General features: G+C 74.2%; 14 protein-coding genes. 12 read left to right on the top strand and 2 right to left on the bottom strand.

Going from position 1 to position 14,534, the window contains the following annotated elements:
• Positions 1–3 precede the first annotated feature (3 nt).
• Positions 4–648 (bottom strand): MBL fold metallo-hydrolase, encoded by a 645-nt coding sequence (locus CLV92_RS03095; protein WP_104431358.1) that lies wholly within the window; start codon positions 646–648, stop codon positions 4–6.
• Between the two features lie 233 nt (positions 649–881).
• Here CLV92_RS03095 and purS point away from each other — a divergent pair, with 233 nt between their 5' ends.
• The 4 genes from purS (at position 882) to CLV92_RS03075 (ending at position 4,720) form a co-directional block, all read left to right on the top strand.
• Entirely contained in the window at positions 882–1,151 is a 270-nt protein-coding gene (purS, locus tag CLV92_RS03090) for a phosphoribosylformylglycinamidine synthase subunit PurS (RefSeq protein WP_104431357.1), read from the top strand.
• The gene (purQ, locus tag CLV92_RS03085; RefSeq protein WP_104431356.1) at positions 1,148–1,831 is read left to right on the top strand and encodes a phosphoribosylformylglycinamidine synthase subunit PurQ; all 684 of its coding nucleotides are present in this window, start codon (positions 1,148–1,150) and stop codon (positions 1,829–1,831) included. The genes purS and purQ overlap by 4 nt, the downstream gene beginning before the upstream one ends.
• Complete coding sequence (gene purL, locus CLV92_RS03080; protein WP_104431355.1) at positions 1,828–4,164, top strand: phosphoribosylformylglycinamidine synthase subunit PurL; 2,337 nt, start codon at positions 1,828–1,830, stop codon at positions 4,162–4,164. The genes purQ and purL overlap by 4 nt, the downstream gene beginning before the upstream one ends.
• Before the next feature lie 106 nt (positions 4,165–4,270).
• Complete coding sequence (locus CLV92_RS03075; RefSeq protein ID WP_104431354.1) at positions 4,271–4,720, top strand: hypothetical protein; 450 nt, start codon at positions 4,271–4,273, stop codon at positions 4,718–4,720.
• A 36-nt stretch (positions 4,721–4,756) separates the two neighbouring features.
• On the opposite strand, the gene CLV92_RS03070 is transcribed toward CLV92_RS03075, so the two are convergent.
• Positions 4,757–5,494 (bottom strand): GntR family transcriptional regulator, encoded by a 738-nt coding sequence (locus CLV92_RS03070; protein WP_104431353.1) that lies wholly within the window; start codon positions 5,492–5,494, stop codon positions 4,757–4,759.
• Positions 5,495–5,775: 281 nt separating this feature from the next.
• Here CLV92_RS03070 and CLV92_RS03065 point away from each other — a divergent pair, with 281 nt between their 5' ends.
• The 8 genes from CLV92_RS03065 (at position 5,776) to CLV92_RS03030 (ending at position 14,528) form a co-directional block, all read left to right on the top strand.
• Positions 5,776–6,639 carry a TIM barrel protein gene (locus tag CLV92_RS03065; protein WP_342762183.1) on the top strand — a complete coding sequence of 288 codons (864 nt, stop codon included), beginning with the start codon at positions 5,776–5,778 and terminating at the stop codon, positions 6,637–6,639.
• A gap of 38 nt (positions 6,640–6,677) precedes the next feature.
• On the top strand, positions 6,678–7,604 hold the full coding sequence (gene iolC, locus CLV92_RS03060) for a 5-dehydro-2-deoxygluconokinase (RefSeq protein ID WP_104431629.1): 927 nt from the start codon (positions 6,678–6,680) through the stop codon (positions 7,602–7,604).
• Entirely contained in the window at positions 7,597–8,526 is a 930-nt protein-coding gene (locus CLV92_RS03055) for a Cgl0159 family (beta/alpha)8-fold protein (protein WP_104431352.1), read from the top strand. Before iolC ends, CLV92_RS03055 begins: the two co-directional genes overlap by 8 nt.
• Positions 8,527–8,554: 28 nt before the next feature.
• Positions 8,555–9,460, top strand: coding sequence for a 5-deoxy-glucuronate isomerase (iolB, locus tag CLV92_RS03050; protein ID WP_104431351.1), 906 nt, complete (start codon positions 8,555–8,557; stop codon positions 9,458–9,460).
• A 35-nt stretch (positions 9,461–9,495) separates the two neighbouring features.
• Positions 9,496–11,433, top strand: coding sequence for a 3D-(3,5/4)-trihydroxycyclohexane-1,2-dione acylhydrolase (decyclizing) (gene iolD, locus CLV92_RS03045; RefSeq protein ID WP_104431350.1), 1,938 nt, complete (start codon positions 9,496–9,498; stop codon positions 11,431–11,433).
• A gap of 175 nt (positions 11,434–11,608) precedes the next feature.
• On the top strand, positions 11,609–12,607 hold the full coding sequence (locus CLV92_RS03040; protein WP_104431349.1) for a sugar ABC transporter substrate-binding protein: 999 nt from the start codon (positions 11,609–11,611) through the stop codon (positions 12,605–12,607).
• Positions 12,604–13,659, top strand: a complete 1,056-nt coding sequence (locus CLV92_RS03035) for an ABC transporter permease (RefSeq protein WP_104431348.1) — start codon at positions 12,604–12,606, stop codon at positions 13,657–13,659. The genes CLV92_RS03040 and CLV92_RS03035 overlap by 4 nt, the downstream gene beginning before the upstream one ends.
• Positions 13,660–13,664: 5 nt before the next feature.
• Positions 13,665–14,528 (top strand): ATP-binding cassette domain-containing protein, encoded by an 864-nt coding sequence (locus CLV92_RS03030; protein WP_104431347.1) that lies wholly within the window; start codon positions 13,665–13,667, stop codon positions 14,526–14,528.
• Positions 14,529–14,534: the final 6 nt, after the last annotated feature.

Below are 14,534 nucleotides of genomic sequence, written 5' to 3'. Positions count from 1 at the left end.
CCGTCAGAACTCCCCGGGCCCGTCCGCCGCGAGGTCGCGGACCTCTGCGCCGCCGAGGGCGCGCACGTGCTGGAGGTAGATGCCGCGCCCGGGCGGCTGCAGCAGCCCGTCGTGCACGGGCACCGCGATGCGGGGGGCGACCGCGCGGACGAACTCCACCGTCTCCTTCAGCGCCGCCCACGGCGCGTTGAGCGGGACCGCGAGGACGTCCACGCCCTCGGGCGCCGTGCCGTAGGAGTCGCCAGGGTGCAGCAGCGTGGTGCCCGCCGCGTCGCGCACGAGGAGGCCGACGTTGCCGACGCCGGGCAGGTCCTCGTGGATGACGGCGTGCTGGCCGCCGACGGCCTCCACCCGGGTGCCGCCGAGCTCCACGACCTGCCCGGGGCGCAGGATCTGCGCGCCGACCCCCGCCCCGGACAGGTTCGCCGCGGTCTGCAGCTCCGCGTGGACGCCCGCCCGCGGGTTGCGCTCCAGCAGCGCCGCCAGGCGCTCGGCGTCGACGTGGTCGGGGTGCTGGTGGGTGACGAGGACGGCGTCGAGGCCGGTGAGGTCCTCGAAGCCGGTGGAGAAGACGCCGGGGTCGATGAGGACGCGTGCGCCGTCGGTCTCGACGAGCAGGCAGGCGTGGCCGAGGTGGGTGATGCGCATGGGGCGATCCTGGCGCGCGGCCGGGCGCGGCGCAGCGGGGCGGTGCGGCGGTGCCGGACGCCCGCGGCGCCCGGGCGCGGCACCCGCCTCGTCCGCAGCGTCTTCCGAGGCGGACGGGGGCCCCCTGTGACGCAGGTAACCTGGGAGGTGCCGGTGCAGCGCGCCAGCACCCTCGCGGCTCCGTCCGCGGGGATCCCTGCAGAAGTCCCTTCGAGACCACAGGAGCGTCGCGCATGGGCCGCGTCGTCATCGACGTCATGCCGAAACCGGAGATCCTCGACCCGCAGGGCAAGGCCGTGGTCGGCGCCCTGCCCCGTCTGGGCTTCACCGGCTTCACCGGCGTCCGCCAGGGCAAGCGCTTCGAGCTGGAGGTCGAGGGTGAGGTCACCGACGAGGTGCTCGCCGAGGCCCGCAAGGCCGCCGAGACCCTGCTGTCCAACCCCGTGATCGAGGACGTGGTGTCCGTGCGGGCCGCGGACGGCGCCGCGGGGGCCGGCGCGTGAGGATCGGCGTCGTCACCTTCCCCGGCTCCCTGGACGACGGCGACGCCCGGCGCGCCGTCCGCCTCGCCGGTGGGGAGCCCGTGGCCCTCTGGCACGCCGACGCGGACCTGCACGGCGTCGACGCGGTCGTCCTGCCCGGCGGCTTCTCCTACGGCGACTACCTGCGGTGCGGGGCGATCGCGCGCTTCTCGCCGGTGATGTCCGAGGTGATCGCGGGCGCCCAGCGCGGCCTTCCCGTCCTCGGCATCTGCAACGGCTTCCAGGTGCTGTGCGAGTCGCACCTGCTGCCCGGGGCGCTCGTGCGCAACGACCACCAGAAGTTCGTCTGCAAGGACCAGCGGCTGCGCGTGGAGTCCGCCTCGACGCTGTGGACGTCGGCCTTCGAGGCGGGCCAGGAGATCGTCGTCCCGCTGAAGAACGGCGAGGGCGGCTTCGTGGCCGACGAGGACACCCTCGACCGGCTGGAGGGGGAGGGCCGGGTGGTCTTCCGCTACCTCGGCGGCAACCCCAACGGCTCGCTGCGCGACATCGCGGGCATCGCCAACGAGCGCGGCAACGTGGTCGGCCTCATGCCGCACCCGGAGCACGCGGTGGAGGTCGGCTACGGCCCCGGCACCGACGGCCTGGAGCTGTTCACCTCGGTGATCGCCTCCGCGCTGGTCTCGGCGGTGGGCGCGTGAGCACCGACACCCCCGCGCGTCCGTCCGGCGCGGCCCTCGACACCGTCGAGCGCGCCGCCGCCACCCCGGAGCACGAGCTGCCCTGGGAGGCCCTCGGCCTCAAGGCCGACGAGTACGAGCGCATCCGCGAGATCCTCGGCCGCCGCCCGACCGGCGCCGAGCTCGCCATGTACTCGGTCATGTGGAGCGAGCACTGCTCCTACAAGTCCTCCAAGGTGCACCTGCGGACCTTCGGGCGGCACACCACCGACGAGATGAAGAAGCACCTCATGGTGGGCATCGGCGAGAACGCCGGCGTCGTCGACATCGGCCAGGGCTGGGCCGTCACCTTCAAGGTGGAGAGCCACAACCACCCCTCCTTCATCGAGCCCTACCAGGGCGCGGCCACCGGCGTGGGCGGCATCATCCGCGACATCATGGCGATGGGCGCGCGGCCGGTCGCGGTGATGGACTCCCTGCGCTTCGGCACGATCGACCACCCCGACACCGCCCGCGTGGTGCCCGGCGTCGTCTCCGGTGTGGGCGGCTACGGCAACTGCATCGGCCTGCCCAACATCGGCGGCGAGGTGTTCTTCGACCCCAGCTACCAGGGCAACCCGCTCGTCAATGCGCTCTGCGTGGGCGCGATGAAGCACGAGGACGTCCACCTCGCCAACGCCCGCGGGGTGGGCAACCTCATCGTGCTGTTCGGTGCCCGCACGGGCGGCGACGGCATCGGCGGGGTGTCGGTGCTGGCCAGCGAGACGTTCGAGGACACGGGCCCGTCCAAGCGCCCCGCGGTGCAGGTCGGCGACCCGTTCCAGGAGAAGGTCCTCATCGAGTGCTGCCTGGACCTGTTCTCCGCCGGTCTGGTGGAGGGCATCCAGGACCTCGGTGGCGCGGGGCTGTCCTGCGCGACGAGCGAGCTGGCCAGCGCCGGCGACGGCGGCATGCTGATCCACCTCGACCGGGTGCCGCTGCGCGACTCCTCGCTGTCGCCGGAGGAGATCCTCATGAGCGAGTCGCAGGAGCGGATGATGGCGGTCGTCACCCCCGCCAACGTCGACGCGTTCCTCGCGGTCACCGCGAAGTGGGACGTCGAGGCGGCGGTGCTGGGCGAGGTCACCGACGGCGACCGGCTCCTCGTGCAGTGGCACGGCGAGACCGTGGTGGACGTGCCGCCGCGGACCGTCGCCCACGAGGGTCCGGTCTACGAGCGGCCCTACGCCCGCCCCGCCTCCCAGGACGCGCTGCAGGCCGACGCCCCGACGGCCGAGCGGCTCCCGCGCCCGGCCACGGGGGAGGAGCTGCGCGCCACCCTGCTGCGGATGACCGCCTCCCCGAACCTGTGCAGCCGGGCGTGGATCACCGACCAGTACGACCGCTACGTCCTGGGCAACACGACGCTGGCGACCCCGGACGACGCGGGTGTGGTGCGCGTCGACGAGGAGACCGGCCTCGGCGTGGCGCTGTCGCTGGACGGCAACGGGCGCTTCACGAAGCTCGACCCGGCCACCGGTGCGCAGCTGTCCCTGGCGGAGGCGTACCGCAACGTCGCCACCGCCGGGGCGCGCCCGCTCGCGGTGACGGACTGCCTGAACTTCGGGTCGCCGGAGGACCCGGGCGTGATGTGGCAGTTCGCGGAGGCCGTGCAGGGCCTGGCCGAGGGCTGCGAGGCCCTGGGCGTGCCCGTCACGGGCGGCAACGTCTCGCTCTACAACCAGACCGGTGACCGCGGCCTGGACTCCGCCGTGCTGCCGACCCCCGTCATCGGGGTGCTCGGCGTCCTCGACGACGTCTCCCGCCGCACGCCCTCGGGCTGGCGGGAGCCCGGGCAGGTGCTGTACCTGCTGGGGACGACGCGCGACGAGCTGGGCGGGTCGGAGTGGGCGTGGGTGGAGCACCGCCACCTGGGCGGGCTGCCGCCGGCGCTGGACCTGGAGCACGAGAAGCTCCTCGCGGACGTGCTGGTGAACTGCTCCCGCGACGGCCTGGTGGACGCCGCGCACGACCTGTCCGAGGGCGGGCTGGCGCAGGCGCTCGTGGAGGGCTCGCTGCGCTTCGGCGCCGGCGCGCGGGTGTGGCTGGACGAGCTGTGCGAGCGCGACGGGATCGACCCGTTCGTGGCGCTGTTCTCCGAGTCGGCGGGCCGGGTGCTGGTGGCCGTGCCGCGCGAGGAGGAGGTGCGGTTCAACGACATGTGCACCGCACGGGGCCTGGCGCACCTGCGCATCGGCGTGACCGAGGAGGTGTCGCAGGAGACCCGGCTGGACGTCCAGGGGCTGTTCGCGGTTCCGCTGGCGGAGCTGCGCGAGGCGCACACGGCGACGCTGCCGGCCCACTTCGGGGGCTGAGCACCCGCGGCGCACGGGGGGCGGGGACCGCGACGGTCCCCGCCCCCCGCCGTTCCGCACCGGTGCGCGACGATGGGGGCAACCGCACCGACCGAGGAGGACGATCGTGGCCGTCGACGATGACGGGCGTCCCGCAGGGACCCCGCCCGAGCCGCCGAGCGAGGAGCTGCTGGAGTTCCTCCTCGCAGCCCTCGCCCAGGCCACCGACTGCGTCGTCCCCCGCCGGGGGCTGCCGCTGCCGTTCGCGGTGCTCGAGCAACCGGACGGGCGCCACCTGCACCGCTTCGCGGGGGAGATGGTCAGGGCGCAGGAGACCGCGCGCGGCTGGATCCGCGAGCAGCCGGACGTGCGGATGGCCTGCGTCGCCTGGGACGGCTACCTGACCCTGGAGGGTGTGCGCACCGACGCCGTCTTCGTCGACGGCTGCGACGACGGCGACGGGGACGGCTACGTCTTCGTCCAGCGCTACGTCCCGGCCGAGGGCTCCCGCGGGCCGATGGTGGCGCTGGGGAGGCCGGGGCTCGTCCGCCGCTCCGAGCGGCTGTTCGACCGGTGAGCGGGCGCGGGCGCCCCCGCGCCGGGTGCGCCCGGGTCAGCGGTCGACGAGGGTGACCTCGAAGGCGTAGCGGCTGGCGCGGTAGACGTGCCGGCCCCACTCCACGGCGCGGCCGGAGTCGTCGTGCGTGGTGCGCTCCATGGTGAGCAGCGGTGAGCCGCGGCGCTCCCCGAGCAGGTGGCACTCCTCCGCGGTGCCGCGGCGGGCGCCGATGCGCTGCTTGGCCACGCGCATCCCGACGCCGCGGCTGCGCAGCAGCTGGTACAGCCCGCGCAGGGCCAGGTCGGCGGGGCTGAGGTCGCAGAACTCCGGCGGCAGGTAGTTGTCGAGCACCGCCAGGGGTTCCTCGCGGGAGTAGCGCAGCCGGCGCACGTGGAGGACGTCGGTGCCGGGCGCGAGGGCCAGCGTCACGGCGACCTCGTCGGGGGCGGGTTCGATCCGGTGCAGCAGCACCTCGGTGCGCGGTGCCTGCCCGGAGCGGGTGAGGTCGTCGAAGAGGCTGGTGAGCTCCACGGGGCGGGTGACCTGCCCGTGCACGACCTGGGTCCCGACGCCGCGCTTGCGCACCAGCAGGCCCTTGTCGACGAGCTGCTGGATGGCGCGGCGCATGGTGGGGCGGGACAGGCCGAGCTGGTCGGCGAGGCTGATCTCGTTCTCCAGCCGGGCTCCGGGGGCGAGCTGCCCGGACTGGATCGCGGCCTCGATGGAGCGCGCGACCTGGAAGTACAGGGGCACGGGGCTGGACCGGTCGAGGTCCACGAAGAGCTCGCTCACACCGTCTCCTCCGCCCGGGTCGCCGCGGCGTCGTCGCCGAGGGGCTGCACGGCCGAGAGCATAGTTCGTGGACGTGCTCACGTCAGCATGCCTATTTGTCCTGACATTCTCTTGACAGCGGCGGTGGCGTGGAGGATCGTCTCGCCCTGCCCCGCGCGCGGCGGGGCGGGCGGGCGACGCTGCCGCCGCCCACCGGAGAGCGCCGAGGAGGGCCCGTGCAGACCGCCGAGCGGAGGAACCCGGGAACAGCGAGCGCGGAGGGCGCGCGGCCGGCGGGGCGCATCGCCGGCGCCCCCATCTCCTGGGGGGTGTGCGAGGTCCCCGGCTGGGGGTACCAGCTCCCCGCGGCGACGGTGCTGTCGCAGATGGCCGCCCTCGGGTTGCGCGCCACGGAGTTCGGGCCCGACGGCTTCCTGCCCGCCGACCCGCTCCGGCGCGCGGACGTGCTGGCCGGGCACGGCCTGGCCGCCGTCGGCGGTTTCGTGCCCGTGGTGCTGCACCGGGCCGACGCCGACCCCCTGCCCGCGCTGGAGGGCGTCCTCGACGGGTTCGTCGCCTCCGGGGCGGACGTGCTCGTCGTCGCCGCCGCCACGGGGCTCGACGGCTACGACACCCGCCCCGAACTCGGCGAGGACGAGTGGGACCTGCTGCTGCGCAGGCTGGACCGCATCACCGAGCGCGCCGCCGAGCGGGGGCTCACCGCCGTCCTGCACCCCCACGTCGGCACCCTCGTGGAGTCCGGGGAGGACGTCGAGCGCGTCCTCGACGGCGGTTCCGCGGCCCTGTGCCTGGACACCGGCCACCTGCTCATCGGGGGCGCGGACCCGCTCGCGATCGCACGGCGGGCGCCGGAGCGCATCGCCCACGTCCACCTCAAGGACGTCGACGCGTCGTGGATCGCCCGCGTGCGGGCGGGGGAGCTGACCTACTCCGAGGCCGTCGCGGCGGGCATGTACCGCCCGCTGGGCGCCGGCGACGCCGACGTGGCCGGGATCGTCGCCGCGCTGGAGGGCGCCGGCTACGGCGGTTGGTACGTCCTGGAGCAGGACACCGTCCTCGCCGCCCCGGCAGGGGAGGAGGACCCCTCGGCGCCGGTCGTGGCCGACGTGCGCGCGAGCATCGAGCACCTGCTGGGGCCGGCGTGAACGACGGCGGCGTCGCGGCGCCGTACGACGTGCTGACGATGGGCCGGGTCGGCGTGGACCTGTACCCGTTGCAGGACGGGGTCGGCCTGGAGGACGTGGAGACGTTCGGGAAGTACCTCGGGGGCAGCGCCACCAACGTCGCCGTCGCGGCCGCACGCCACGGCCGGCGCTCCGCGGTCGTCACCCGCACCGGCCCGGACGCCTTCGGCCGCTTCGTGCACAAGGCGCTGCGTGGGCTCGGCGTGGACGACCGCCATGTCCACGAGGTGCCCGGGCTGCTGACGCCCATCACGTTCTGCGAGATGCACCCGCCGGACCACTTCCCGCTGCTGTTCTACCGCCTGCCCACGGCGCCGGACCTGCAGATCCGCGCGGACGAGCTGGACCTGGACGCCGTCCGCTCCGCAGGGGTGTTCTGGACGACCGTGACCGGGCTGTCGGAGGAACCGAGCCGCTCCGCGCACCACGCGGCCTGGCGGGCGCGGGGGCGCCGGCCGCTGACGGTGCTCGACCTCGACTACCGCCCGATGTTCTGGAAGGACCCGGCCGAGGCCGGGGAGCAGGTGCGGCGCGCGCTGCCGCACGTCACCGTCGCGGTCGGCAACCGCGAGGAGTGCGAGGTGGCGGTGGGGGAGAGCGACCCGCACCGCGCTGCGCGTGCCCTGCTGGACGCCGGGGTCGAGGTGGCCGTCGTCAAGCAGGGGCCGGAGGGGGTCCTCGGGATGAGCCGCGGGACGACGGTGCGGGTTCCCCCGACCCCCGTCGCGGTCGTCAACGGCCTGGGGGCCGGCGACGGGTTCGGCGGCGCCCTCTGCCACGGCCTGCTGGCCGGCTGGGAGCTGGGGCGGGCCCTGGAGTTCGCCAACGCCGCCGGGGCCATCGTCGCCACCCGCCGGGAGTGCTCCACCGCCATGCCCACGACCGCCGAGGTCGAGGCGCTGCTGCGGGAGGTGGCCGGTGCCTGAGGCGGCGCGGTTCCCCGGCCCGCCCCGCCCGCCGGCCCGCGACTACGCGGAGGTCACCGAGGTGCGGGCACGGCGCCCGCAGGCCGTCGCCGAGGCCGCCCGCCGCAGGCGGCGCCGCCCGCTGCTCGGGCCGGACGGCCGCCTGATGATCATCGCTGCGGACCACCCGGCGCGCGGTGCGCTCGGCGTGCGGGACCGCCCGATGGCGATGGGCAGCCGCCGGGAACTGCTCGACCGGCTGCGCGCGGCCCTGGCCCGGCCGGGCGTCGACGGGTTCCTCGGCACACCCGACCTCGTCGAGGACCTGCTGCTGCTCGGTGCGCTGGAGGGCAAGGTCGTCCTCGGGTCGATGAACCGCGGCGGGCTGCAGGGCGCCGCGTTCGAGCTCGACGACCGCTTCACCGGCTACGACGCCCCCTCCCTCGCGGCGGCCGGCCTGGAGGGCGGCAAGCTGCTCGCCCGCATCGCCCTCGACGACGCGGGCAGCCTCGCGACCCTCACGGCCGCGGCCGACGCCGTCAGCGCACTCGCCGAGCGCGGCCTGATGGCGATGGTCGAGCCCTTCTGGTCGCGGCGGGAGGGGAGCAGGGTCCGCAACGACCTCGACCCCGACTCGGTCATCCGGTCGGTGGCCGTGGCGCAGGGGCTCGGGCGCACGTCCGCGCACACCTGGCTGAAGCTGCCCGTCGTCGAGGAGATGGAGCGCGTCATGGACGCCACGACCCTGCCGACGCTGCTGCTGGGCGGGGACCCCACCTCCTCCCCGGAGGAGGTCTTCGCCTCCTGGCGGACGGCGCTCGCGCTGCCCGCCGTGCGGGGCCTGGTCGTCGGGCGGACCCTGCTCTACCCGGCCGACGACGACGTCGAGGCGGCCGTGGACACCGCGGTGTCGCTGGTCCGCCCGGCCCCGGCGACCCGCTGAACAGCGAAACGGCACGAGGAGGTCACGGATGGGTTCGCAGCACCACCTGCCCGCCGGCAGCGCGGCGGGCGACGGGTTCGACGTGGTCGTCACCCCGGAGAGCGCGGGCTGGGGCTTCTCCAGCCTGCGGACGCTCACGCTCGCGGCGGGGGAGGAGTTCCGCTTCCCCTCCGGCGAGCACGAGGTGCTGGTGCTGCCGCTGGGCGGGGGCTGCACCGTGGAGGTCGACGGGGAGGTGCTGGAGCTCGCCGGCCGCCCGGGCGTCTTCGACGGGGTCAGCGACTTCGCCTACGTCCCGCGCGACAGTTCGGTCCTGGTGCGCAGCGCCGGTGGCGGGCGCTTCGCCCTGCCCGGGGCGCGGGCGTCGCGGCGGCTGCCGTTCCGCTACGGCCCGGCGTCGGCGGTTCCGGTGGAGCTGCGCGGTGCCGGCACGTGCAGCCGCCAGGTGAACAACTTCGCCACCCCCGAGGCGTTCGAGACGGACAAGCTCATCGCCTGCGAGGTGCTGACCCCCGGCGGGAACTGGTCCTCCTACCCGCCGCACCGCCACGACCGCACCAGTGCGCAGGAGGCGGAGCTGGAGGAGGTCTACTACTTCGAGTTCCGCTCCGGGGCTCCCGAGGGCGCCCCGAGCGTTCCCGGCGGGGTGGGGTACCAGCGCGTCTACGGCGACGGGGACCGGCCGATCGACGTGCTGGCGGAGGTCCGCTCCGGTGACGTGGTGCTCATCCCGCACGGCTGGCACGGCCCCTCCATGGCGGTTCCCGGCTACGACATGTACTACCTCAACGTGATGGCCGGGCCGGAGCCGGAGCGGTCCTGGCGGATCTGCGACGACCCCGCCCACGGCTGGGTGCGCGCCACCTGGGCCGGCGCGCAGGTCGACCCGCGCCTGCCGTTCTGCGGGCCCCGGCCGCAGGCCCGCACGAGCTGAGCGCCGCACCCGATCCCCGAGGAGAGGACCCGACGATGAGCACCCCGACCACCCGCGTGGCCACCGGCGGCACGGTCCGCCTCACCGTGGCGCAGGCCACCGTGCGGTTCCTGCAGGCGCAGTCCTCCGAGCGCGACGGCGAGCGGCAGCCGTTCTTCGGCGGGGTGTTCGGCATCTTCGGCCACGGCAACGTCGCCGGGATCGGCCAGGCGCTGCTGGAGGCGGAGCTGGGGGTGGACGCCGGTGACGGGTGGGTGCCGCCCGCGCCGCTGCCGTACATGACGGGGCGCAACGAGCAGGCGATGGTGCACGCCGCGGTGGGCTACGCCCGCCAGCGCGACCGGCTGCAGGCGCTGGCGGTGACCGCCTCCGTCGGGCCGGGCTCGACGAACATGCTCACCGGCGCCGCGCTGGCGACGATCAACCGGCTCCCGGTCCTGCTGCTGCCCGGTGACGTCTTCGCCACCCGCGTCGCCACGCCGGTGCTGCAGGAGCTGGAGCAGCCCTCCGGCTGCGACGTCTCCGTCAACGACGCGTTCCGGCCGCTGTCGCGCTTCTTCGACCGGGTCTGGCGCCCGGAGCAGCTGCCGGCGGCCCTGCTGGGGGCGATGCGGGTGCTGACCGACCCGGCCGAGACGGGTGCGGCCGTCATCGCGCTGCCGCAGGACGTGCAGGCCGAGGCCCACGACTGGCCGGTGGAGCTGTTCCGGGAGCGGACGTGGCGGATCGCGCGGCCCGCGCCGGAGGCGGCGCTGGTGGAGGAGGTCGCCGCCCTCGTCCGGCAGGCGCGCTCGCCGCTCGTGGTCGCCGGCGGGGGAGTGGTGTACTCCCGCGCCACGGAGGAGCTGCGGCGCTTCTGCGAGGCGACGGGCGTCCCCGTGGCGCAGTCGCAGGCGGGCAAGGGCTCGCTGCCCCACGACCATCCGCTGTGCCTGGGCGCGGTGGGGGCGACGGGCACGACGGCCGCGAACGAGATCGCCGCCGAGGCGGACCTGGTGATCGGCATCGGCACGCGCTGGTCGGACTTCACCACGGCGTCGCGCACGGCGTTCCAGAACCCGGACGTGCGGTTCGTGAACATCAACGTCGCGGGCCTGGACTCGGTCAAGCACGCGGGCCTGCCGGTTCTCGCGGACGCGCGGGAGGCGCTCACCGTGCTCACGGCGGCCCTGGAGGGTTTCTCCCTGCCGCCGGAGCACCGCGAGCGCTGCCACCGGCTGAACGAGGAGTGGGACGCCGCGGTGGAGCGCTGCTACTCCTCCGGCATCGGCGAGGAGACGGGGCTGCTCGCCCAGGGGGAGGTGCTGGGGGCGATCGAGGAGGTGGCGGATCCGCGCGACGTCGTGGTGTGCGCGGCGGGTTCCCTGCCCGGCGACCTGCACGCGATGTGGCGCGTGCGGGACCCGAAGGGGTACCACGTCGAGTACGGCTTCTCCTGCATGGGTTACGAGATCCCCGGCGGGATCGGGGTGCGGATGGCCGCACCGGACCGGGACGTCTTCGTCACAGTGGGGGACGGCTCCTACCTGATGATGCCCACGGAGCTCGTCACCGCCGTGCAGGAGGGCGTGAAGATCATCGTCGTCCTGTTCCAGAACCACGGCTTCGCCTCGATCGGGGCGCTGTCGGAGTCCGTGGGTTCCCAGCGCTTCGGGACGCGGTACCGCTACCGCGACGCCGCCGGCCGCCTGGAGGGGCCACCGCTGCCGGTGGACCTCGCGGCGAACGCGGCCAGCCTCGGCGTGCGGGTGCTGCGGGCGGGCACCCGCACGGAGCTCGTGGCGGCGTTGCGGGAGGCGAAGGCGGCGACGGAGACCACCGTCGTGCACGTGGAGACCGACCCGCACTCGCAGGCCCCGCGCGGCGGCGGCTGGTGGGACGTGCCCGTCGCGGAGGTCTCGCACGTGGACTCCACCCGGGCGGCGCGGGCGGAGTACGAGGCCGGCAGGGCCCGTCAGCGGCCCCTGCTGTGACGTCCTCCGGGGCTCCGCGGACAGCACCCGGGGGACGTCACAATGTACTGACAATCTCTTGACAGGGCAGAGGGGCAGGGCCAGAGTTCGTCCCCACCGCGGCGCCCGGCGACGGGCTGCGGCTCGCGCAGCACCCATGAGGGACCGACGTCCCCCGACGAGAGGATGAGGATCGATGAGGACTCGCTCGCGCAGGACCGTGGCCGCCACCTTCGTCGCGCTGGCGGCCCTCACGCTCTCCAGCTGCAGCAGCAGCGGCGGCAGGCAGGAGGACGAGGCGCCCGCCGGGGGCGCCGCCGGCAAGGCCGACACCCCCACCATGAAGATCGCCATGATCACCCACGCGGCGCCCGGCGACACCTTCTGGGACATCGTCCGCAAGGGTGCGGAGGCGGCCGCCGCCAAGGACAACGTCGACCTCAACTACCAGGGCGCCCCCGAGGCCGGCGACCAGGTCAACCTCGTCCAGCAGGCCATCGACGCCGACGTCGACGGCATCGCCGTCACCCTCGCCAAGGCCGAGGCGATGGCCCCCGTCGTCAAGGCCGCCACCGAGGCGGGCATCCCCGTCGTCGCCTTCAACGGCGGGTTCGAGGAGTGGCAGGAGGCCGGTGCCCTCGGCTACTTCGGCCAGGACGAACGGACCGCCGGGGAGGCGGCCGGTCAGCGGCTCACCACCGAGGGCGCGAAGAAGGCGCTCTGCGTCATCCACGAGCAGGGGCACGTCGGCCTGGAGGCCCGCTGCGCCGGCGTGGCCGAGACCTTCGGGGGCCAGACCGAGAACCTCTACGTCACCGGCACCGACATGCCGGCCGTGCAGCAGGCCATCACCTCCAAGCTGCAGCAGGACCCGGCGATCGACCGCGTCGTCACCCTCGGCGCCCCCTACGCGCTGACCGCGGTGAAGTCCGTCGCCGACGCCGGCAGCAGCGCCCAGATCGGCACGTTCGACACCAACGCCGACCTCATGGCGGCGATCGAGGGCGGCGACATCCAGTGGGCGATCGACCAGCAGCCCTACCTCCAGGGCTACCTGGCCGTCGACTCCCTCTGGCTCTACAACACCAACGGCAACACCATCGGCGGCGGGCAGGCCACCCAGACCGGCCCGGCCTTCGTCGACGCGAGCAACGTCGACCGCGTCGCCGAGTTCGCGGCGGGCGGCACCCGGTGAGCCAGGCCGTCCAGGCGGCGCCCGCTCCACCCGGCAGCGTCGACGACCGGGTGCGGCGCAGGAGCCTCCTCGCCAGCGTCCTGTCCCGTCCCGAGGTCGGATCCCTCGTCGGCGCCGTCGCGGTGTTCGCGCTGTTCTTCGCGGTGGCGCCCACGTTCCGCCAGGCGGCCTCGTTCGCCACCGTCCTCTACGCGGGCTCGACGATCGGCATCATGGCGCTCGCCGTGGCGCTGCTCATGATCGGCGGTGAGTTCGACCTGTCCGCCGGGGTGGCGGTGACCACCTCGGCGCTGTTCGCCTCGACGTTCGCCTACCAGCTCAACCTCAACCTCTGGGTGGGCGTCGCCGCGGCGCTGGTGGTGTCCCTGGGGATCGGCGCCTTCAACGGCTGGCTCCTCATGCGCACGGGGCTGCCCAGCTTCCTCATCACCCTCGGCACGTTCTTCATCCTCCAGGGCGTCAACCTCGGCGTCACGAAGCTGCTCACCGGCAACGTCTCCTCCACGAGCGTCTCCGACATGGACGGCTTCGAGCAGGCCCGGGCGGTGTTCGCCTCGACGGTCCCGATCGGCGGCGTCTCCGTCAAGATCACCGTGTTCTGGTGGCTCCTCTTCGTCGCGATCGGCACCTGGGTGCTGCTGCGCACGAAGACCGGCAACTGGATCTTCGCGGCCGGCGGGGACAAGGCGGCCGCCCGCGCCGTCGGCGTCCCCGTCCGCGCCACCAAGATCGGCCTGTTCATGACCGTCGGGTTCATGGCCTGGTTCGTCGGGATGCACCAGCTCTTCTCCTTCAACGCCATCCAGTCCGGAGGCGGCGTCGGGCAGGAGTTCATCTACATCATCGCCGCCGTCGTCGGCGGGTGCCTGCTCACCGGCGGCTACGGCTCCGCGGTCGGCTCCGCCATCGGCGCACTGATCTTCGGGATGACGAGCCTCGGCATCGTCTACGCCGGCTGGGACGCCAACTGGTTCAAGGCGTTCCTCGGCGTGATGCTGCTGCTGGCGACCATCGTCAACATGATCGTCAAGAACCAGGCCGCGAAGAGGTGACCGCCGTGAGCACTCCGGAGCTGGACGCGGGGGCGGGGCACTCCCCGAACCAGGAGATCCTGCGCCTGGAGGACGTCGGGAAGAGCTACGGCAACGTGCACGCCCTGCGGGGGGTGTCGCTGTCGGTGCGGCAGGGGGAGATCACCTGCGTCCTCGGCGACAACGGGGCCGGGAAGTCCACCCTCATCAAGATCATCGCGGGGCTCCACCAGCACACCGAGGGCAGGTTCACGGTGAACGGGGAGGCGGTCCGCTTCGGCTCCCCCCGCGAGGCCCTCGACCGCGGCATCGCCACCGTGTACCAGGACCTCGCCCTCGTCCCGCTGATGTCCATCTGGCGCAACTTCTTCCTCGGCTCGGAACTCACCAGGGGCTCCGGTCCCCTCCGGCGCCTGGACGTGGAGCGCATGAAGCGCGTCACCGAGGAGGAACTGGTCAAGATGGGGATCTCGGTCCCCGACCTCGACCGCCACGTCGGGGCCCTGTCCGGCGGCCAGCGCCAGTGCATCGCGATCGCGCGCGCCATCCACTTCGGCGCGAAGGCGCTCGTCCTCGACGAGCCCACCGCCGCCCTCGGGGTCAAGCAGTCCGGCGTCGTCCTGAAGTACATCGCCAAGGCGCGCGACGCCGGCCTCGGGGTCGTCTTCATCACCCACAACCCCCACCACGCCCACCTCGTCGGCAACCACTTCGTGATCCTCAACCGCGGCAGGGTGTCCCTCGACGCCGGCCGCGGCGACGTCTCCCTCGACCGGCTGACGAACGAGATGGCCGGCGGCGCGGAGCTGGAGGCGCTGAGCCACGAGCTGAGCAGGCCCGGCAGCACCCCCGAACCCGCCGCGGCGGGACGCACCACCACCGAGAACTGACGAGGG

It is taken from the genome of Kineococcus xinjiangensis (genome assembly GCF_002934625.1).
Lineage (GTDB): Bacteria > Actinomycetota > Actinomycetes > Actinomycetales > Kineococcaceae > Kineococcus_A > Kineococcus_A xinjiangensis.
This window is presented reverse-complemented; position numbering and strand designations above follow the sequence as displayed.

Bases quoted from the DNA above. Each gene is read 5' to 3' on its own strand.
- iolC (WP_104431629.1), top strand. From the start codon at position 6,678: ATGGGCCGGGTCGGCGTGGACCTGTACCCGTTGCAGGACGGGGTCGGC.
- CLV92_RS03040 (WP_104431349.1), top strand. From the start codon at position 11,609: ATGAGGACTCGCTCGCGCAGGACCGTGGCCGCCACCTTCGTCGCGCTG.
- iolB (WP_104431351.1), top strand. From the start codon at position 8,555: ATGGGTTCGCAGCACCACCTGCCCGCCGGCAGCGCGGCGGGCGACGGG.
- iolD (WP_104431350.1), top strand. From the start codon at position 9,496: ATGAGCACCCCGACCACCCGCGTGGCCACCGGCGGCACGGTCCGCCTC.
- CLV92_RS03095 (WP_104431358.1), bottom strand. From the start codon at position 648: ATGCGCATCACCCACCTCGGCCACGCCTGCCTGCTCGTCGAGACCGAC.
- purS (WP_104431357.1), top strand. From the start codon at position 882: ATGGGCCGCGTCGTCATCGACGTCATGCCGAAACCGGAGATCCTCGAC.